Source organism: Catellatospora sp. KI3 (genome assembly GCF_029948125.1).
In the GTDB taxonomy this organism is placed as follows: Bacteria; Actinomycetota; Actinomycetes; order Mycobacteriales; family Micromonosporaceae; genus Catellatospora.
Genome location: NZ_JASAMB010000021.1, coordinates 80,489 through 100,983, shown reverse-complemented (window position 1 = coordinate 100,983; position 20,495 = coordinate 80,489). Strand labels below are relative to the sequence as shown.

The following is a 20,495-nucleotide window of genomic DNA, read 5'->3' as shown; positions in this document are numbered from 1 at the left end:
CGATCTCGGGTGAGCGAGGACCGGGCGGGGTCCGGTGAAGGGGAGACCATGGCGCGGCGCGAAGACGAGGAACCACCCCGGCGCGACACCTCACGCCGGTCGGGCATCTCCGACGCGCGCGCCTTCACCCCACGCGGCCGCACCGTCCGTGACGGAGCCCCCCGGGCGGGCGAGACCGATGATCCGGACGAGGGCCGCAATCCGCGCGTCCAGCATGTTCCGCCGGTCGGCCGGGCCCGCGCCGAGGCGCAGCGCCCGCGCGGCGCCCGCGCGAGCGCGCCCCGCGAGCCGGAGGCCGAGCAGGACGAGGACGAACTCGACGCGCTGGCCGAGCGGGAGCTGCAGCGGCGCCGGGCCGCGCTGCGCATGGTCCGCGGCGGGCGCGCCGACGAGCCGCCGACCCGCGCCGCCGCCGGGCTCAAGCGCACGGCCGGACGCGGCGAGCCCGCGGGACGGGAGCCCCGGCGGGGGCCGGTCGGGGCACGCGAGGCGGCGCGGCGCGGGGCCGCGGTCGTACCCCCGTGGCAGCGGCGCGGCCCGCAGCGGCGCGGCGGCCCGGACCGCCCGGCGGCGGTCATGCCGACCCCGCCCCGGCTGGGCTCGCCGAACCGGCGGCTGCGGCTGGCCACGGTGCTGTCGCTGCTGCTGTTCGTGGTCATCGGCATCCGCCTGGTGCAGTTCCAGCTCGCCGACGCGCCCGCGTTCGCGGCCGCCGGGCTGAAGGAGCGGCTGGACGAGGTCGGCCTGGCCGCACCGCGCGGCGCGATCTTCGACCGCAACGGCAAGGTGCTGGCCCGCAGCGTCGAGGCGCGCTTCGTCGCCGTGGACCCCGAGCTGGTCGACGACCCGGTGGGTACGGCCCAGAAGCTCGCGCCGCTGCTCGGCAAGGCCCCGTCGGAGCTGGAGCCGCTGCTGCGCAAGGGCACCCAGGAGGTCATCGGCGGGCCGGTGCGGTTCCGCTGGCTGGTGCGCGGGCTGAGCGTGGAGGCCGCCGAGCAGGTGCGCGCGATGAAGCTGGACGGCATCCGGGTCGAGCGCGACGAGCGCCGCGACCTGCCCGGCGCGGACCTGGCCGCCAACCTGATCGGCTTCACCGGCACCGACATGACCGGCCTGGCCGGGCTGGAGGCCCGCTACGACGACGTGCTGCGCGGCCACAACGGCGAGCTGGTGTACGAGGTCGGCAACGCCGAGCTGCGCAAGCCCATCCCCGGCGGCTACCGCCACGAGACGCCCGCGCAGCCGGGCAGCTCGCTGATGCTCACCATCGACTGGGACGTGCAGTACCAGGCGCAGCGCACGCTGTTCCAGAACATGGAGAAGGAGCACGCGGTCTGGGGCGCCGCGGTGGTGATCGACGTGAAGACGGGTGAGGTGGTCGCGCAGGCGTCGTACCCGACGTTCAACGCGGCCGACTGGAGCGACGCCAAGCCCAACGAGCTGGTCGACGCGGCCACCTCGATCGTGGTCGACCCGGGGTCGGTGCACAAGGCGGTCACCCTCTCGGCGGCGCTGGAGGAGGGCGTGGTCAAGCCCGACTCGACCGTCTCCATCGGCCCGGTGATCTACAAGGGCGGGGCGCCGTACCGGGACACGCACATGTTCGCCGAGGGCACCAAGATCACGCTGCCGGGGCTGATGGCGTTCTCGTCGAACGTGGCGACGATCAAGATCGCCGACAAGCTGGGCCCGCAGAAGCTGTACGAGTACCAGCGGAGGTTCGGGCTCGGCGAGCCGACCGGTATCGGGGTGCCCGGCGAGTCCTCCGGCCTGGTGCAGCCGCCGGAGAACTGGAGCGGGTCGTCGTACGGCTCGATCCCGATCGGCCACGGGGTGGCCGTGACGCCGCTGCAGATGGCCGAGGTCTACGCGACCATCGCCAACGACGGCGTCTGGATGCAGCCGCACCTGATCAAGGAGACGATCGACCCGAAGGGCGCCCACACGCCCGGCCCGGCCCCGAAGTCGCACCGGGTCATCAGCCCCGAGACCGCGGCCTCGCTGCGCCGGATCATGGAGGCGGTCACCACCGTCGACGGCGCCACCGGCCGGTCGGCCGCGCTGGCCGGCTACCGGATCGCGGGCAAGACCGGCACCGGCTCGCAGGTCGTCAACGGCAAGTACGTCAAGGGCGAGGTCGGCTCGTTCATCGGCATGGCCCCGGCCGAGGCGCCGCGCTACGTCATCGCGGTGTTCGTGAAGGCGCCCGGACTCGGCGCGGGCGGCAAGGTGGCGGGTCCGGCGTTCCGCGACATCATGGCGTTCACGCTGCGTCACTTCAAGGTGCTGCCGAGCACGCAGAAGTCGCCCGACTTTGTGACGCATTACTGATCAATGTCACTAGAAGTCAGACACAGCGGGCACAGGTGTACGGCGCGTCACCGCGCAGCGGGTAAGGTCTGACGCCGTGCCAGGCAAACTCAGCTCCACCACCGCCGGGCAGTCCGGCGGGACACTACCGGCCGTGCTGCGCCCCACCCACATCGTCCCGGTGGACCTGTCCGCCGTCGCGGCGCTGGCCGGTTCGGCGCCCGTCGCCGACGGGAACGTGGTCACCGGCGTGACCCACGCCAGCGACCAGGTGCTGCCCGGAGACCTGTACGCGGCCCTGCCCGGCGCCCGGCGCCACGGCGCCGAGTTCGTCGTCGCCGCGCTGGCCGCCGGCGCGGTCGCCGTGCTGACCGACGAGGCCGGCGCGGCCCACGAGGGCGTCGCCGTCGCGGCCGCCGCCGGGGTGCCGGTGCTGGTGGTGGCCGACCCGCGGCAGAGCCTGGGCCCCGTCGCCGACCTGGTCTACGGCTCGCCCACCACCAAGCTGGCCGTGATCGGGCTGACCGGCACCGCGGGCAAGACCTCCACGGCGTACCTGGTCGAGTCGGGGCTGCGCGCCGCCGGGCACGTCACCGGCCTGATCGGCACGGTGGAGACCCGGCTGGGCCAGACGACGGTGTCCAGCAAGCGCACCACCCCCGAGGCGCCCGACCTGCACGCGCTGTTCGCGCTGGCGGTCGAGCGCGGCGTGACCGCGGTGGTGATGGAGGTTTCCAGCCACGCGCTGGCCATGGGCCGGGTCGGCGGGGTGCGCTTCGCCGTCGGCGGCTGGACCAACTTCGGCTCCGACCACCTCGACTTCCACACCGACAGCGAGGACTACTTCCAGGCCAAGGCGCGCCTGTTCGACGGGCGCTGCCACCACGAGGTGCTCAACCTCGACGACCCGGCCCTGGCGGTGCTGCTGCGCCCGCACACGGTCACCTTCTCCGCCGAGGGGAACCCGGCGGCCACCTGGCACGCCGAAGACGTGGTGGAGGAGTCGTTCGGCCAGCGGTTCACCGCCGTCGGCCCGCCCGGCCGGCTGCCCGCCGCGGTGGCGCTGCCCGGCCGGCACAACGTGGCCAACGCGCTGCTGGCGCTGTGCTGCCTCACCGCCGCCGGGGTCGATCCGACCGTGGCCGCGGCCGGGATCGCCGCCTGCCGGGGCGTGCCCGGCCGCCTGGACCGCGTGGACGCGCCCGGCCCGGTCATCGGGGTGGTCGACTACGCGCACAAGACCGACGCCATCGTGGCGGCGCTGCGGGCGCTGCGCTCACTGGCCGACTCGCGCGGCGGGCGGGTGATCTGCGTGCTCGGCGCGGGCGGCGACCGCGACACGGGCAAGCGGCCGCACATGGGCTCGGCCGCCGCGCACGGCAGCGACCTGCTCATCGTCACCGACGACAACCCGCGTACCGAGGACCCGGCGTCGATCCGGCGCGACGTGCTCGCCGGAGCCGTGGCCGAGGACCCCGCCGCCGAGGTGATCGAGGTGCCGGGGCGGCGCCGCGCCATCGCGGAGGCGGTCGCCCGCGCGCTGCCCGGCGACGTGATCGCGCTGCTGGGCAAGGGGCACGAGACCGGCCAGGAGGTCGGCGGGCAGGTGCTGCCGTTCGACGACAAGGTGGAGCTGGCCGCGGCGCTGGCCGCCCGCTTCGGTGCCGAGGAGGACGCCCGATGATCCCGATGACGCTGGCCGAGGTGGCCGCCGCCGTGGACGGCACGCTGCACGGGGCCGACCCGGCCGCGCGCGTGCTCGGCACGGTGGAGTTCGACTCGCGCAAGGTGACCGAGGGCGGCCTGTTCGCCGCGTTCGCGGGCGAGCAGGCCGACGGCCACGACTTCGCCCCGACCGCCGTGGCCGCGGGCGCGGCGGCGGTGCTGGGCACCCGGGCGCTGCCGGGCGTGCCGATGATCCTGGTCGACGACCCGCTGGACGCGCTGACCCGGCTGGCGCGCGCGGTGCTCGACCGGCTCGACGTGACCGTCGTGGGCATCACCGGCTCCTCGGGCAAGACCACCACCAAGGACCTGATCGGCCAGCTGCTGAACGAGATCGGGCCGACGGTGGTCCCGCCGGGCAGCTTCAACAACGAGCTCGGCCTGCCGTACACGGTGCTGCGGGCGGACGAGAAGACGCGGTTCCTGGTGCTGGAGATGGGCGCGCGGGGGGCCGGGCACATCCGGCACCTGTGCGAGATCGCGCCGCCGCGCATCGGCGTCGTGGTCAACGTCGGGGTCGCGCACATCGGCGAGTTCGGCTCGGTCGACGGCATCGCCGCCGCGAAGTCCGAGCTGCCGCAGGCGCTGCCCGCCGACGGGCTCGCGGTGCTCAACGCCGACGACCCGCGCGTGGCCGCCATGGCGGCGGTCACCGCCGCGCCGGTGGTGCTGGCCGGGCAGGCCGAGGGCGCCGGGCTGCGCGCGGTGGACGTGGTGCTCGACGAGCGCGGGCGGGCGTCGTACACGCTGGTGCACGAGGGGAACTCGGCGCCGGTGGAGCTGGCGCTGACCGGCGCGCACCAGGTGGGCAACACGCTGCTGGCCGCGGCCGTGGCGCTGCACTGCGGCATGCCGTGGGCCGAACTGGCCGCGGCGCTGGCCCGGTTGCGCACAGTCTCGACCCGAAGGATGGATGTTTTCGACCGTGCCGACGGTGTCACGGTCATCGACGACTCGTACAACGCGAACCCCGCCTCCACCGCCGCGGCGCTGCGCGCCCTGTCGGCGCTGGGCGGCGGCGCCGCGGCGGACACCGGCGCGGGCCGCCGGACCGTGGCGGTGCTCGGGTACATGGCCGAGCTGGGCCAGGCGGAGCGCGACGGCCATGCGGAGGTCGGCGCACTGGCCGCTACGCTCGGCGTCGGTCTGCTCATCGTGGTGGGCGAGTCCGCCGCGCCGATCCTCGACGGCGCGGCCTCGGTGCGGCATTGGGAAGGTGAGTCGGTGCTGGTCAGCGATCAGGCGGCGGCGATCGGCGCGCTGCGGGAGCGGCTACGGGCCGCGGACGTGGTGCTGGTGAAGGGGTCGCGCTACCGGACCTGGGACGTGGTGGACGCGCTTCGGGAGACGCACGCCGTCGGCGTGAGCGATGGAGACGGCCACCGATGAGATCCATCATCGTCGCGATCCTGGTGGCGTTCGCGATATCCCTCTTCTGCACCCCCATCGCCATCCGGGCCTTCAGCCGGCTCAAGGCGGGTCAGCCGATCCGCTCCGACGGCCCGCAGTCCCACCTGGGCAAGAAGGGCACGCCCACGATGGGCGGCGTGGTGTTCATCGCCGCGACCGTCATCGCGTACGTGGTGGCCCACCTGAGCCTGACCACCCTGCCGAAGGAGCAGATCGCCCAGGTCAAGCCGACCACCACGGCGCTGGTGCTGCTCGGCCTGTTCGTGTTCTGCGGCGCGGTCGGCTTCATCGACGACTTCCTGAAGGTGCGCCGGCGCAACAGCGGCGGCCTGAACAAGCGCGGCAAGCTGCTCGGCCAGCTGCTCGTGGGCGCGGCCTTCGGTGTCATCGCGCTGTCGGACCCCGGCTCCAACGGGCAGAGCGTCGGCTCCACCCACATCTCGTTCGTCCGCGACATCAGCTGGATCGATCTGGGCAAGATCGGCGCGATCATCGTCTTCGTGTTCATCGTGCTCGGCGCGACCAACGGCGTGAACCTCACCGACGGCCTGGACGGCCTGGCCACCGGCGCGTCGGTGATGGTGCTCGGGGCGTACAGCTTCATCGCGGCCTGGCAGTACCAGCACTGGTGCGCCGACGAGGGCTACATGCGCACCGCCAGCAACTACTGCTACCTGGTGCGCGACCCGCTGGAGATCTCCATGATCGCCGCCGCGGCGGCCGGGGCGTGCGTGGGCTTCCTGTGGTGGAACACCTCGCCGGCCCGGATCTTCATGGGCGACACCGGCGCGCTGGGCCTGGGCGGCCTCATCGCGGGCCTGGCCATGGCCACGCGTACGGAGCTGCTGCTGCTCATCGTCGGCGGCCTGTTCGTGATCATCACGATGTCGGTGGTGATCCAGGTGATCTCGTTCCGGACCACCGGCAAACGCGTCTTCCGCATGTCGCCGCTGCAGCACCACTTCGAGTTGGCAGGCTGGAGCGAGGTCAACATCGTCGTCCGCTTCTGGATCATCGGAGGCATCGGGGTGGCGATCGGCCTGGGCATCTTCTACAGCGACTTCCTGCGCGTGATGGGGTGACTTCGATGTACGAGGGCCGCTCGGTCCTGGTGGCCGGGGCGCGGATGGCGGGAGCCGCCTGCGCCACCGCCCTGGCCGGCCTCGGTGCCGAGGTGACCGTGGTCGACCGGGCGGCCTCGGCCGACACCGAGCGGCTCGCGGCCGCCGGCATCGGCGTGGTGATCGGCGAACCCGACCCGGCGGGCCTGCTGTCGGGCGTCGACGACCTGGTCGTCTCGCCCGGCTTCCCGCCGCACCACCCGCTGGCGGTGGCCGCGGCGGCCAAGGGCATCGAGGTGTACAGCGAACCCGAGCTGGCCTGGCGCCTGCGCGGCCCCGACGCGCCCCGCTGGCTCGCCGTCACCGGCACCAACGGCAAGACCACCACGGTGACCATGCTCGCGTCGATGCTCGCCGCGGCGGGCCTGCGCACCGCGGCCGTCGGCAACATCGGCAGGCCGCTGGTCGACTGCCAGCACGGCGGCCCCGGCGGCTACGATGTGCTCGCCGTCGAGCTGTCCAGCTTCCAGCTGCACTGGTCGTCCACGCTCGCCCCGCACGGCGGCGCGCTGCTCAACCTCGCCGACGACCACCTCGACTGGCACGGCGACTTCGACCACTACGCGGGCGCCAAGACGGCCGTGTGGCGCTCGGCCGCCGCCGGGGGCACCGCGGTCGGCAACCTCGACGATCCGCGCGTACGGCGGCTACTGGAGGGCCTGCACGCGTCGGGCGCCGCCGGCCCGCTGATCGGGTTCACCCTCGACGTGCCGCCGCGCGGCTGCGTCGGCGTGGTCGAGGACGTCCTCGTCGACCGCACCGGCGAGGGCGACGCCCGCGAGCTGGCCACCCTGGCCGACATCCGCCCCGTCGGCGCGCACAACGTCGCCAACGCGCTGGCCGCCGCCGCACTGGCGCTGTCGGCCGGGGTCCCGCACGAGGCGATCCAGCGCGGCCTGGCCGGGTACGTGCCCGAGCCGCACCGCAACGCCACCGTCGCCACCGTCGGCGGGGTGCGCTGGGTCGACGACAGCAAGGCCACCAACCCGCACGCGGCGCAGGCGTCGCTGGTGTCGTACGAGCGGATCGTGTGGGTGGCCGGGGGGCAGCTCAAGGGCGTCGACATCGACGAGTTGACGGCGCAGGTCGCGCCCCGGCTGGCCGGGGCGGTGCTGCTGGGCGTCGACCGGGCCCAGGTCGCGGCCGCGCTCGCGCGACACGCGCCGCACCTGCCGGTGGTGGACGTGGCGCGCACCGATGATGGGGCGATGGAAGACGTCGTGGCCGCCGCCGCCCGCCTCGCCTCGCCCGGCGACACGGTGCTGCTCGCGCCCGCCGCCGCCTCCCTGGACATGTTCACCAGCTACGCCGCCCGCGGCGACGCCTTCGCCCGCGCCGTCCACACCCTCCCGACCACCTGACCCGCCCAGCGCCGTCCCGTCCGCCCCGCGCGGAGCACCCGGCTTGAAATTGACGCTGGCCTATCTAGAGGACGGATTCCCGAAAACTGTCCACTGGATAGGCCAGTGTCAATAGAAGGCGCGGGGGTGCCCGCCGCGACCACCAGCCGAGATCGGAGCAGCCGACGATGACCGGTGACGCCCGTACGGCCACCGCGCCCCCACCAGCTGAGACGGCGGCGAGCGCGCCGGACCCCCGTACCCCCCGGTTGGATCCCTTCGCCTGGATCTTCGCGCTGCGCGGCCTGCTGGCCCGCCCGCTCGCGTCGTACTACCTGCTGCTGGCCAGCGCGGGCCTGCTGCTGGTGATCGGCCTGGCCATGGTCTTCTCGGCGACCAGCGTGAAGGCGTACAACACCAGCGGCAACGCCTACGCCGTGATCGCCCAGCAGATCGGCGCGGCGGTGGTGGGCCTGGCCGCGTTCTGGGTCTGCCAGCGGCTGCCCCGGCGCACCTTCCGGGCCATCGCCAAGATCTCGCTGACCGTGTCGCTGGTCCTGCTGGTCATCATGGACGGCATCGCCCTGCTGTACGCCGCCAAGGCCCTGCCCGCCCCGCGCATCGGCTTCATCCACTCCGAGACGCTCTGGCTCTACCTGGGCCCGGTCCAGTTGCAGCCCTCCGAGCTGGCCAAGTTCGCGCTGGTGCTGTGGGGCGCCGACGTGCTCACCCGCAAGGGCAAGTCGATCGTGAACCCGCGCGAGCTGCTGACGCCGCTGTTCCCGGTGGTGGGGCTGCTGTTCGTGCTGGTCGGCTACACCGACCTGGGCACCATGCTGTGCCTGCTGATCCTGTTCATCGGCCTGCTGTGGGCCGCGGGCGTGCCGATGCGCTTCTTCGGCATGCTGATCGGCGCGGGACTGGGCGGCATCGCGCTGCTGATCATGGCGCCGGTCGGCGGCGGGTACCGGTCCGGCCGGTTCGGCGCGTTCTTCCAGTCCGACGCCGACATCATCGCCTGCTACGCCCGCGACGAGAGCTGCTACCAGGCCAAGCAGGGCCTGCTGGCGATCGCCGACGGCGGCTGGTTCGGGGTGGGCCTGGGCAAGAGCAGCCTGAAGTGGAACTGGCTGCCCAGCGCGCACAACGACTTCATCTTCGCGGTCATCGCCGAGGAGCTGGGCGTGGTCGGCTGCCTGGTGGTGCTGTCGCTGTTCGCGGTGCTGACCTACACCGGGCTGCGGATCGCGCGGCGGGTGCAGGACCCGTTCCGCCGGATGGCGGCCTGCGCGGTGACGCTGTGGCTGGTCTCCCAGGCTGTGATCAACATCGGCGGGGTGGTGAAGCTGCTGCCCATCACCGGTCTGCCGCTGCCGTTCATCTCCGACGGCGGCACCGCGCTGGTGGTCACCCTGGCCGCGGTCGGCATGCTCGCCTCGTTCGCCCGCGCCGAGCCCGACGCGGCCCGAGCCCTGCACGCCCGTCCGGCGCCGAAGTGGGTCCAGCTAGTGTGGGCGCCGTTGCCCGCGCTTCCGGCGCCGGCCCGCCCGGCCGACGCCGCGGCGGCCGAACCGGCGGCCAAGGGCGGCCCGGAGCCGAAGGCGAAAGAGCCGGCGGCCCGGCGGGGTGGACCGACGGAGAGGAGACGGTGATGGTGAGCGGTGGCGGCCGACTGCGTTCGGTGGTGCTGGCCGGAGGCGGGACCGGGGGGCACATCTACCCCCTGCTGGCCTTCGCGGACTGCCTGCGGCGGCACGACCCCGACATCCGCATCACCTGCCTGGGCACCCCGCGCGGGCTGGAGACCGAGCTGATCCCGGCCGCGGGCTACGACCTGCGGCACATCCCGGCGTTCCAGCTGCCGCGCTCGCTCAACATGAACCTGCTGCGCACCCCGGACCGCATGTGGCGCTCCAGCAAGGCGGCGCGCGCGGTCATGGACGAGGTCGAGGCCGACGCGGTGGTGGGCTTCGGCGGGTACGTCTCCGTCCCGGCGTACCTGGCCGCGTGGCGCCGGCACACCCCGATCGTGATCCACGAGGTGAACGTCCCGGCGGGCGTGGCCAACAAGCTGGGCATGCGCTTCACCGACAACCTGGCGCTGGGCTTCCCGCACCAGCCGTCCCAGGACGAGTCGCTGCGCGCGGGCACCGTGGTCGGCGTGCCGCTGCGGCGCACCATCGCCGGGCTGGACCGGGCGGCGCTGCGCGAGCGGGCCCGCGCCCACTTCGGGCTGGACCCGCACCGGCCCACCCTGTTCGTCTTCGGCGCCTCGCAGGGCGCGCGCTCGATCAACCTGGCCGTGGCCGGGGCCGCCAAGGCGATCACCAACGCCGGGGTGCAGGTGCTGCACGTCATCGGCGCCCGCAACGAGGACTTCGACGTGCCGGCCGACCTGGCCGCGCCGTACGTGCGGGTGAAGTTCATCAACGAGATGGAACTCGGCTACGCCGCGGCCGACCTGGCGCTGTGCCGGGGCGGTGCGATGACCTGCGCGGAGACCGCCGCGATCGGGCTGCCCGCGATCTACGTGCCGCTGCCGTTCGGCAACGGCGAGCAGCGGCGCAACGCGCTCCCGGTCGTTGAGGCAGGTGGTGGTCTCATCGTCGACGACGGCGACCTGACCCCGGGCTGGATCGAGCAGAACGTGGTGCCGCTCGTGACCGACCCGGGCCGCCTGCACGCGATGGGCACCGCCGCGGCCGCGTACGGTCGACGTGATGGGGACGAGCAGCTGCGCTCGTTCCTGATGGCCGCCCTGGCGGCCCCGGGCAAGCACTGAGGAGGCTGCACGTGGAGACGGCGGAGATGATCCCGGCGGGGGTGCTCACCGCGGAGGACCTCGGTCGGGTGCACATGATCGGCGTCGGCGGGGTGGGCATGAGCGGCCTGGCCCGGCTGCTGCTGACCCGCGGGGTGCCGGTGTCGGGTTCGGAGCTGCGCGAGTGGCCCGCCCTGGCCGGGCTGCGCGCCCTGGGCGGCACCATCTACATGAGCCATGAGCTGTCCAACCTCGACGGGGTGGACACGGTCATCTACTCGACCGCGATCCCGGCCGACCACCTGGAGCTGGCCGAGGCGCGGCGCCGGGGCCTGCGGGTGCTGCACCGGTCGGAGGCGCTGGCCGCCTCGATGACCGGGCGCAAGACCATCGCGGTCGCGGGTACGCACGGCAAGACCACGACGACGTCGATGCTGACGCTGATCTTCCAGCACGCGGGGCTGGCGCCGTCGTTCGTGATCGGCGGCGAGCTGTCCGAGGTCGGGTCGAACGCCCACCACGGCACCGGGGAGTACTTCATCGCCGAGGCCGACGAGAGCGACCGGTCGTTCCTGCTGTACCGGCCGCACGTGTCGATCATCACGAACGTGGAGGAGGACCACCTCAACACGTACGGCACGCTGGCCAACCTGGAGGACGCGTTCGTCGAGTTCGGCGGGCTGGTCGAGGCCGAGGGCTTCGTGGTCACCTGCGCCGACGACGCGGGCAGCCGCCGGGTCGCGCAGCGGCTGCGCGAGCAGGGGCGGGTCGTGTACACGTACGGCGAGTCGCCCGACGCGGACCTGCGGCTGACCGACATCACCACCACCGCGGCCGGGGTGCGCTACCTGGCCAGCCTGGACGGCGAGTCGCTCGGCGAGTTCTCGATGCCGGTGCCCGGCCGCCACCTGGGGCTCAACAGCGCCGCCGCGGTGCTCACCGCGCTGCGGCTGGGGCTGGACCCGCAGGTGGTCGCGGCCGCGCTGGCCGCGCACCCGGGCGTGCGCCGCCGCTTCGAGCTCAAGGGCATCACCTCGGGGGTACGGGTCTACGACGAGTACGCCTACCACCCGACCTCGATGACCGCCGCGCTGAGCACGCTGCGCGAGGTGGCCGGGGACGGGCGGCTGCTGGTGGTGTTCCAGCCGTACCGGCTGTACCGCACCCGCGACCTGCAGACCGAGATGGCCACGGCGCTGGCGCTGGCCGACGAGGCCGTGGTGATGGAGGTCTTCGGCCCCGGCGAGAACCGGGAGCCGGGCGAGGGCGGCGTGGCGCTGACCGCGGCGATCCCGCTGCCCGCCGACCACAAGGTGTTCGTGCCGTCGTGGGAGGACGTGCCGGGCGAGGTGGTGCGCCGGGCCAAGGAGGGCGACGTGGTGGTCACCATGGGCGCTCCGCCGATCTCGCTGATGGGCGACGAGCTGCTGGCCGCGCTCAGCGGGCACAGCGGCCAGGGCAACGGGTACGTCGCCCGCCACGCCCAGCCGGGTGAGCCTGCCTGATGCCGGACTCGCCGGGGGACTCACGGCGCCGCTGGCGGCTGGTGCGGGCGGGCACCGACGCCATCCCGCCGGCGCTGCGCCAGTTCATGCGCCGCCAGTCCGCCTGGCGCCAGCTGCTGCTGCGCAAGCGGGGGCGGCTGCGGCCGGCCCGGCGGCGCAGACTGCTGCTGGCCCGGCTGGCCGCCGTGGCCGCCGTCGCCCTGGTCGCCGGGGCGCTGAGCTGGCTGGTCCTGGCCTCCCCGGTGCTCGGCGTACGCGACATCCACGTCGAGGGGGCGCTGGTGCTCGACGCCGACCAGGTGCGCGAGGCGGCCGGGGTGCCGCTGGACACGCCGCTGGCCCGGGTGGACACCGACGCGGTGGCCGCCCGAGTCGCCGCGCTGCCGCCCGCGCTGACGGTCGACGTGTCGCGCAGCTGGCCGTCCACTCTGGTCATCACCGTCGTGGAGCGCACGGCGGTCGCCGGTGTCCCGGTCGGAAAGAAGTATGATCTTTTCGACGATCATGGTGTGATCTACCGTACGGTCTCCAGCCTGCCGTCCGGCCTCGTGCGGGTGCGGCTGGCCACGCCGGGTCCGCAGGACGTCTCCACCCAGGCGGCGCTCACCGTGCTGCGGGCGCTGACGAAGGAGCTGCGCCGGGACCTGGACACCCTGATCGTCGACGGGCCGGCGCGCATCCGGCTGGAGCTGCGCGGCGACCGGGTCGTGACCTGGGGCGACGCGGAGGAGAGCGTGAGCAAGGCGAAGGTGGCCACGGCCCTGCTGAGCAAACCGGACAAGCTGATCGACGTCAGCGGCGTGCCGGATGTGGTCACGCTGGGGTGAGTGGCGCGATTGCTCCACAGTGGAAGACGTGACACGCCGTCGCGGTCCTTGGATCACGGCGTGCCGACGCTTACGTTTTCGTACGAGACAATGATTGACATAACCATAAGGCTCTAGTAGAGGTTTAGGGTTTTCCGCCCGAACCACTGCCGGAGCGCGGCACCGGAGGCCTCCTCCCTCGCCGCGACACGCTAGGCCGGGTGAGGGCGCTGCTCTCGCCCTTGTGGCACAAGAGCCTCGAAGGAAGGGCCCGATGACACCTCCGCACAATTACCTCGCGGTCATCAAGGTCGTCGGCATCGGCGGCGGCGGCGTGAACGCGGTGAACCGCATGATCGAGGTCGGTCTCAAGGGCGTGGAGTTCATCGCCATCAACACCGACGCGCAGGCGCTGCTGATGAGCGACGCCGACGTCAAGCTCGACGTCGGCCGCGAACTGACCCGGGGCCTCGGCGCCGGCGCCAACCCCGACGTCGGCAAGAACGCCGCCGAGGACCACCGCGACGAGATCGAGGAGGTGCTCAAGGGCGCCGACATGGTCTTCGTCACCTGCGGCGAGGGCGGCGGCACCGGCACCGGCGGCGCCCCCGTGGTCGCCAACATCGCCCGCAAGCTGGGCGCGCTCACCATCGGCGTGGTCACCCGGCCGTTCTCGTTCGAGGGCAAGCGCCGCCAGGTGCAGGCCGAGTCGGGCATCGAGGAGCTGCGCAACCAGTGCGACACGCTCATCGTGATTCCGAACGACCGGCTGCTGGCCCTGGGCGACCGCGGCATCACCATGATGGACGCGTTCCGCCAGGCCGACCAGGTGCTGCTCTCCGGTGTCCAGGGCATCACCGACCTGATCACGACGCCCGGTCTGATCAACCTCGACTTCGCCGACGTCAAGAGCGTCATGTCCGGCGCGGGCAGCGCGCTTATGGGCATCGGCAGCGCCCGCGGCGACAACCGCGCGGTCGAGGCGGCCGAGCGCGCCATCTCCAGCCCGCTGCTGGAGCAGAGCATGGACGGCGCGCGCGGCGTGCTGCTGTCCATCGCGGGCGGCTCCGACCTGGGCCTGTTCGAGATCAACGACGCGGCGCAGCTGGTCACCGACGCGGCCCACCCGGACGCGAACATCATCTTCGGCGCGGTGATCGACGACGCGCTCGGCGACGAGGTGCGGGTGACCGTGATCGCGGCCGGGTTCGACGGCGGGTCGCCGTCGTACAAGCCGGTGGAGATTCCGCGCAAGGTGGCCCCGCCGGTGGAGGCGCCGACCCTGCGCCACCCGACGCCCACCAGCACGCCCCCGGCGCAGTCCCAGCGCAAGGTCCTCTTCGACGACGTCGACGTGCCCGACTTCCTGAAGAACGGCTCGTAACCCGACGCCCCGGCGGCCATCGCCCTCCGGGCCCCACCGGGCCCCACCGGCCTCCCCGGCCGCCGCCCCGGCCCCGGCCCAGCCCCGGCTTAGCATCGACGGTGGCCTATCTAGTGGACAGTTTCACGATTTTCGTCCTCTAGATAGGCCACCGTTTATGTCAAGGCTGAGCCGCACACCCCGAAACCGGCCCACCCACGAACGGCTCGACCATGACTGACCAGCAGCGGCGCGAGCAGATCGCGCAGAACCTGGCGGCGGTGCGCGAGCGCATCGCCGCCGCCGCCCACCGCGCCGGGCGCGACCCCGCTGAGGTGACCCTCATCGCGGTGACCAAGACCTACCCGGCCTCCGACGTGCTGCACCTGGTGCGGCTGGGCGTCACCGAGGTGGGGGAGAACCGGGACCAGGAGGCGGCCCCCAAGGCGGCCGAGGTGGCTGCGGCCGGGGTGCACCCGCGCTGGCACTTCATCGGCCAGCTGCAGCGCAACAAGTGCCGCTCGGTGGCGGCGTACGCGAGCATGGTGCAGTCGGTCGACTCGGTGCGGCTGGCCACGGCGCTGGGCGAGGCGGCCGCGCGCCTGCGCGAGCACCCGCTGGACGTGCTGGTGCAGCTCAGTGTGGACGGTGACCCGGACCGGGGCGGTGCGCTGGCGTCCGGTGACGACCCCGACCGGGCGCTGCTGCGGGTGGCCGAGGCGGTGGCGGGCAGTGCGGCGCTGCGGCTGCGCGGGGTGATGGCGGTGGCGCCGCTGGGGTGGGCGCCGGATCTCGCTTTCGCGGAGGTGGGCAAGTGCGCCACACTGGTCCGCGCGGTGCATCCTGAAGCGACGGTGATGTCCGCGGGGATGAGCGACGATCTGGACGAGGCGGTGGCCGCGGGCGCGACACATGTGCGTATCGGCAGCGCATTGCTCGGAATGCGACCACCCCTGCGGTAGCCTGGCGGCGGGCACCGAATTACACGAGTGTGGTTAACCCATGCGAGTGAAGTAAGAGGTGCAGCAGGTACCGGCTTCGAGGCGGGGACGCCGTGCGGCGGCGTCGATGGACGAAGGTGGGGATCAGCTCGGCGGCGCGCGCGAACGCGCCGGCGGGGCGGACCCGTCTTCGCGGAGCCCGGTGCCTGCGCGAGAGCGGCACAGGCACGGGGGTTTGTGCCGCACGGCGGACGGAGGGGCGCGGCAATGGGCGCACTGCGGAAGGCGGGGGTCTGGCTCGGGCTGGTCGAGGACGATGACGAGCACGAGTACGACGAGCCTGCCTACGACAAGGGTTACACCTCCAATTACCGTGACCGCGGGGGCCGCCGCGGCGAGCGCGGCGACGACCGGTACGGCCGTGGCGCGGGCCGGTACGACGAGCTGCCCGACGACGACGAGGACGACCTGGACGAGGCGCCGGCGGTGCCGCGTACCCGGGTGGCGGCCGACCGCAGCGGCTCCGCCCGGCTGGAGGCCGCGCGCGAGTCCGCGCGTGCCGAGGCGACCCGGCTGAACGTCGAGGCGCGCCTGGAGGCGGCGCGGGCCGAGCGGGCCACGGTCCGCCCGATCACGGCGAACACGCGGCCGCTGACGGCGACCACGTCCACCGCCCCGGCGACGCGCGACAACCTGGCGCTGGCGCCGGTGGCGCAGCCGCAGCAGCGGGTGGCCCCGGTGGCCGAGGACAACCGGCCGCAGATCACCACCCTGCACCCCACCACGTACAACGAGGCGCGGCAGATCGGGGAGCGGTTCCGCGACGGTACGCCTGTGATCATGAACCTGACGGAGATGGACGAGGCCGACGCCAAGCGGCTGGTGGACTTCGCGGCGGGACTCGCATTCGGGTTGCGGGGTACGATCGAGCGCGTCACCAACCGGGTGTTCCTGCTCTCACCGGCCAACGTCCAGGTAACCGCCGAGGACAAGGCCAAGATCGCCGAGGGCGGGTACCTCAACCAGAGCTAGTCCTACCGAGGGACTCCCAAAGACGTGTTCTCACCTGTGCTGCAAGTCGTCTACCTGGCGATCTACCTGTTCTACCTGGTGCTCATCGCCAGGTTCGTGCTGGGTGCGGTGCTCGGCTACGGTCGGCGCTGGCACCCCGCCCGTGGGTCCGCCGCCGCGCTGGAAGTCGTGTGGAGCGTCACTGATCCGCCCCTCAAAGCGTTGAGGCGTGTGATCCCACCGTTGCGCATTGGTACCGTGAGCATCGACCTGAGCTCCCTTGTTCTGCTGGTTATCCTTTCCGTTCTGATGTATATCGTCGGAAAGCTGATCCGAGGGTGACCCCCACCCGACGAGCAGCTTTCCAACGCGGCCGCGACTGACCCGAGGAGTTTCGATGCCGCTCACCCCGGCCGACGTGCACAACGTCGCCTTTAAGAAGCCCCCGATCGGCAAGCGGGGGTACGACGAGGAGGAGGTCGACGCCTTCCTCGACGAGGTCGAGCGCGAACTCGCCCGTCTGATCGAAGAGAACAGCGAGCTGCGCATGCAGGTCGAGCGGGGCGGCGGTGGCCGTCCGGCGGGCCCCGGCGGCCCCGACCCGCGCCTGGCCGCTGAGCTCAACGAGATGAAGGCCCAGCTCGACCGCATGCAGCGGGACAAGTCCGCGGCCGAGCAGGCCGCCCGCGCCATGCAGGGCGAGCTGGACTCGCTGCGCGGCGGCGCGAGCAGCATGGCCGCCGCGGCGGCGATGTCGGGTCCCGAGGGCGAGCAGCAGGCGCTGCGCGTGCTCATGATGGCCCAGCGCACCGCCGACGACCACGTCTCCGACGCCCGCCGCGAGGCGGACAAGGTGCTGTCCGAGGCGCGTGCCAAGGCCGAGGAGGTCACCCGGGACGCGCGGGCCAAGGCCGACGCGCTCGAGCGCGACGCCCGCCAGCGCCACCAGGAGGCCATCAGCGGCCTGGACGCCAAGCGCACCGCGCTGCAGCAGCACATCGACACGCTCAAGCAGTTCGAGCGCGAGTACCGCACCCGCCTCAAGGCGTACCTGGAGAGCCAGCTGCGCGACCTTGAGGGCCGCGGGCAGAGCCTCGAGGCCGAGATCGGCCGCGAGGACCGCACCGCCGGTGGCCTGGCCGCCGCCGGTTCCGGCTCCTTCAACGGCCGCTGACGGTCGTCCTCCGAACCTCCCGGGCGGCCCGCGAACCAGCGGGCCGCCGGGACGGGACGGCGCGTGTGCCCGTCCCCCGGCACCACCTGATCCAACCGCACCGCAGCATCGCCCCTCACGCATGTCGAAGCACCGCGGCAGCCTCACCCCTCGTCGCTGCCGTCGCACGCAGATAGCAGAGAGAAGAACGACCCGGCGCCCGCCGGGCCGGCCGTCCCGGCCGGTGCCGGGGCCCGTGGTCGGCCGGTGCGGGACCCTCCCGCCCGGAGCGAACGGGTTCGGCGGGCCGCGGGTGCGGTCACGCTCATCGCAGCTCGGCGGACCCGCGACACCTGATCTAGCCGACGCGGCGGGGGTGAGCTGTGATAGTCGCAAGTCTGCTGCTCATTCTCGGTGCCGTCGTGCTGCTCGTACTGGGGCTGTTGAACGGGTCGAGCGGTCTGCTCGTCGGTTCCATCGGCACCAGCCTGCTGGCCGCGGTCGCACTAGTCGTGGGCGCCCGCCAGGCCGCCGCGGCACGTGCCGCGGCGGGGGGCCTCGACGACGAGGACGAGCAGTTCGACGGTGACGAGGATGAACAACCGGTCGGCCGCAGGGCCGGCGGCCGTACGACGGTGCCGCCGCGCGCCCCGGAGCGCGACTCCTGGGCCGACGAGCCGGTGCGCCAGGCCGGACGGTCCGACACCGACACGATGATGATGTCGGGTTATCCGCCGCAGCAGCCGGAGGTAGTCCTGCCGCAGCAGGGCGCCGGCGGCCGGGCGGACGACTTCGACGACGAGGACCCGCCGGACGAGCCGGTCGCGCAGCGGGTGTCCGCCGCCGACGCGGCCCGGGTCGCCCGGATGTCCACCGAAGTGCTGGTCATCGACGGTCGGCCGCGCTACCACGTGGCCGGGTGCGTGCACCTGCTCGGCCGCCCGTGTGAGCCGCTGCCGGTCGCCGAGGCGGTCGACCTCGGGTTCAGCCCGTGCGGGCTGTGCGAGCCGGACAGCGCGCTGCTCGCGGACGCGCGCCGGGTCTGACCGGTCGGAATTTGATCCGGTGACCCCGCCGGACCGCCTCGGGTGCGGTCCGGCGGGACACCGGATCTTTCTTTGTCCACGATCCGACACGATCCCCGGGTGACGCGGGCGGCGCCGGGGCGCCCCGCCACAATGGGCTATGGCACGCGACCCGTCCCCGACCGAGTCCGCCGTCGTCGCGGTGCGGGTGAAGCCCGGCGCGGGCCGCACCCGGGTGGGCGGGCGCTACGCCGGTCCGCACGGGACGGCGCTGATCGTGGCGGTCGCGGCGCCCGCGGTCGACGGCAAGGCCACCGAGGCCGCCCGCCGCGCGCTGGCCGAGGCGCTGGCCGTGCCGGCCGCCGCGGTCGAGCTGCGCACCGGCCATACCAGCCGGGACAAGCTGTTCACGGTCGCCGCCGCACCGGCCGACCTGGCCGACCGCCTCGCCGCCCTCTACGGCGGCGCCCCGTGACGCCGCCGGGCGGCGCCGGCCCCGGACCGGCCCGATGACGGAGTTCCTGGACCTCGCGCTGCTGGTCGGTGCGGCCGTGCTGCTGGTGGCGGTGGCGGCGGTGCGCTGGTCGACCCGGCTGGGCGTGCCCAGTCTCCTGGTCTACCTGGCCATCGGGGTGCTGCTGGGCTCGGCGTTCGGGCTGCGCTTCGGCGACGCGGAGCTGACCCGGATGCTGGGCACCTGCGCCCTGGTGCTGATCATCGCCGAGGGCGGCCTGACCGCCCGCTGGAGCATGCTGCGCCCGGTGCTGCCGCTCGCGTCGCTGCTGGCCACGGTCGGGGTGGCGGTCAGCGTGGTGGTGGTGGCCGTCGCGGTGCACTTCATGCTCGGCTGGGACTGGCGCACCGCGGCGCTGATCGGCGCGGTGCTGGCCTCGACCGACGCCGCGGCGGTCTTCTCCACGCTGCGGCGGCTGCGGCTGCGGCCCCGCCTGGTCGCGACGCTGGAGGCGGAGTCGGGCATCAACGACGCGCCGGTGGTGCTGCTGGTGGTGCTGCTGTCGACCCGGGGCAGCCTCGGCCCGTGGTGGCACGAGCTGCTGCTCATCGGGTACGAGCTGGCGGCCGGTGCCGTCATCGGCGTGCTGGTGGGCCTGGCTGGCCGGGCGCTGCTGCGCCGCGCGGCCCTGCCCGCCGCTGGCCTCTACCCGCTGGCCGCGGTGGGCCTGACCGTGCTCGCCTACGCGGGCGGCGCCGTCGCCCACGCGTCGGGCTTCCTGGCCGTGTACGCCGCCGGGGTGGTGCTGGGCAACGCGCGACTGCCGCACCGGCAGGCGATCCTCGGCTTCGCCGACGGCCTGGCCTGGTTGTCCCAGATCGGGCTGTTCGTCCTGTTGGGCCTTCAGGTGTCGCCTTCCGGACTCTGGGCGGTGCTGCTGCCCGGCGTCCTCATCGGCGGCGCGTTGCTGCTGCTGGCGCGGCCCCTGTCCGTGTTCGTCTGCGCCACGCCGTTCGGGGTGGGCTGGCGGGAGCAGGCGTTCCTGTCCTGGGCCGGGCTGCGCGGGGCGGTGCCGATCGTGCTGGCGACCATCCCGGCGGCGCAGGGCCTGCCCGGCGCTGAAGCGCTGTTCAACATCGTGTTCGTGCTGGTCGTGGTTTTCACGATGGTCCAGGCGGGAACGCTGTCGCAGGTGGCGCGGCGGTTGGGGGTGACCGCGCCGGGGGAGGCGACCGAGCTGCGGGTGGAGACCGCGCCGCTGGAGCGCATGCACGCCGACCTGCTGCAACTGGAGGTGCCGCAAGGCTCCGGGCTGGCCGGGGTGCACCTGGACGAGCTGCGGCTGCCGGTCGGCGCCTCGGTGACGCTGGTGCTGCGGGCGGGGGTGGGGTTCGTGCCGGATCGCGACACCCGCTTGCGCACGGGTGACAGCCTGCTCATCGTGACGACCGAGGCGGTTCGGGACGAGGCGGAGCGGCGGCTGCGCGCCGTGAGCAGGCGCGGCCGCCTGGCCAGCTGGTTTGGGGAGGACGGCCGGGAGAGCCGGGACTAGATGATAAAGTCCGTTTTG

Annotated in this window: 17 protein-coding genes; all 17 read left to right on the top strand. The window is 73.4% G+C overall.

Annotated features, from left to right (window positions below):
* Window positions 1–48: 48 nt before the first annotated feature.
* A complete protein-coding gene (locus QEZ54_RS28255) occupies window positions 49–2,331 on the top strand; it encodes a penicillin-binding transpeptidase domain-containing protein (RefSeq protein WP_281307768.1) in 2,283 nt (760 codons plus the stop codon).
* Between the two features lie 160 nt (window positions 2,332–2,491).
* Window positions 2,492–3,994, top strand: a complete 1,503-nt coding sequence (locus tag QEZ54_RS28250) for a UDP-N-acetylmuramoyl-L-alanyl-D-glutamate--2,6-diaminopimelate ligase (protein WP_281307822.1) — start codon at window positions 2,492–2,494, stop codon at window positions 3,992–3,994.
* Window positions 3,991–5,424 carry a UDP-N-acetylmuramoyl-tripeptide--D-alanyl-D-alanine ligase gene (murF, locus tag QEZ54_RS28245; protein ID WP_281307767.1) on the top strand — a complete coding sequence of 478 codons (1,434 nt, stop codon included), beginning with the start codon at window positions 3,991–3,993 and terminating at the stop codon, window positions 5,422–5,424. The genes QEZ54_RS28250 and murF overlap by 4 nt, the downstream gene beginning before the upstream one ends.
* On the top strand, window positions 5,421–6,527 hold the full coding sequence (gene mraY, locus QEZ54_RS28240; protein WP_281307766.1) for a phospho-N-acetylmuramoyl-pentapeptide-transferase: 1,107 nt from the start codon (window positions 5,421–5,423) through the stop codon (window positions 6,525–6,527). Before murF ends, mraY begins: the two co-directional genes overlap by 4 nt.
* Window positions 6,528–6,532: 5 nt before the next feature.
* Entirely contained in the window at window positions 6,533–7,927 is a 1,395-nt protein-coding gene (gene murD, locus QEZ54_RS28235) for a UDP-N-acetylmuramoyl-L-alanine--D-glutamate ligase (RefSeq protein ID WP_281307765.1), read from the top strand.
* A 167-nt stretch (window positions 7,928–8,094) separates the two neighbouring features.
* Window positions 8,095–9,558: a putative peptidoglycan glycosyltransferase FtsW gene (locus QEZ54_RS28230; protein WP_281307764.1), complete on the top strand. Its 1,464-nt coding sequence runs from the start codon at window positions 8,095–8,097 to the stop codon at window positions 9,556–9,558.
* Window positions 9,558–10,688: an undecaprenyldiphospho-muramoylpentapeptide beta-N-acetylglucosaminyltransferase gene (gene murG, locus QEZ54_RS28225; protein WP_281307763.1), complete on the top strand. Its 1,131-nt coding sequence runs from the start codon at window positions 9,558–9,560 to the stop codon at window positions 10,686–10,688. Before QEZ54_RS28230 ends, murG begins: the two co-directional genes overlap by 1 nt.
* A gap of 26 nt (window positions 10,689–10,714) precedes the next feature.
* A complete protein-coding gene (gene murC, locus QEZ54_RS28220; protein ID WP_281307821.1) occupies window positions 10,715–12,172 on the top strand; it encodes a UDP-N-acetylmuramate--L-alanine ligase in 1,458 nt (485 codons plus the stop codon).
* Window positions 12,172–12,999, top strand: coding sequence for an FtsQ-type POTRA domain-containing protein (locus QEZ54_RS28215; protein ID WP_281307762.1), 828 nt, complete (start codon window positions 12,172–12,174; stop codon window positions 12,997–12,999). Before murC ends, QEZ54_RS28215 begins: the two co-directional genes overlap by 1 nt.
* Window positions 13,000–13,252: 253 nt before the next feature.
* Complete coding sequence (gene ftsZ / locus QEZ54_RS28210) at window positions 13,253–14,362, top strand: cell division protein FtsZ (RefSeq protein ID WP_212825818.1); 1,110 nt, start codon at window positions 13,253–13,255, stop codon at window positions 14,360–14,362.
* A gap of 212 nt (window positions 14,363–14,574) precedes the next feature.
* Entirely contained in the window at window positions 14,575–15,303 is a 729-nt protein-coding gene (locus tag QEZ54_RS28205) for a YggS family pyridoxal phosphate-dependent enzyme (protein WP_281307761.1), read from the top strand.
* Window positions 15,304–15,549: 246 nt separating this feature from the next.
* The gene (gene sepF, locus QEZ54_RS28200) at window positions 15,550–16,314 is read left to right on the top strand and encodes a cell division protein SepF (protein WP_281307760.1); all 765 of its coding nucleotides are present in this window, start codon (window positions 15,550–15,552) and stop codon (window positions 16,312–16,314) included.
* Window positions 16,315–16,338: 24 nt separating this feature from the next.
* Window positions 16,339–16,635 carry a YggT family protein gene (locus QEZ54_RS28195; RefSeq protein WP_281307759.1) on the top strand — a complete coding sequence of 99 codons (297 nt, stop codon included), beginning with the start codon at window positions 16,339–16,341 and terminating at the stop codon, window positions 16,633–16,635.
* A gap of 55 nt (window positions 16,636–16,690) precedes the next feature.
* Window positions 16,691–17,467, top strand: coding sequence for a DivIVA domain-containing protein (locus QEZ54_RS28190; RefSeq protein ID WP_281307758.1), 777 nt, complete (start codon window positions 16,691–16,693; stop codon window positions 17,465–17,467).
* 362 nt (window positions 17,468–17,829) lie between these two features.
* Window positions 17,830–18,492: a hypothetical protein gene (locus tag QEZ54_RS28185; RefSeq protein WP_281307757.1), complete on the top strand. Its 663-nt coding sequence runs from the start codon at window positions 17,830–17,832 to the stop codon at window positions 18,490–18,492.
* Window positions 18,493–18,631: 139 nt separating this feature from the next.
* Window positions 18,632–18,946 carry a DUF167 family protein gene (locus QEZ54_RS28180; RefSeq protein WP_281307756.1) on the top strand — a complete coding sequence of 105 codons (315 nt, stop codon included), beginning with the start codon at window positions 18,632–18,634 and terminating at the stop codon, window positions 18,944–18,946.
* A gap of 34 nt (window positions 18,947–18,980) precedes the next feature.
* Window positions 18,981–20,477 carry a potassium/proton antiporter gene (locus QEZ54_RS28175; RefSeq protein WP_281307755.1) on the top strand — a complete coding sequence of 499 codons (1,497 nt, stop codon included), beginning with the start codon at window positions 18,981–18,983 and terminating at the stop codon, window positions 20,475–20,477.
* The last annotated feature ends 18 nt before the right edge of the window (window positions 20,478–20,495 follow it).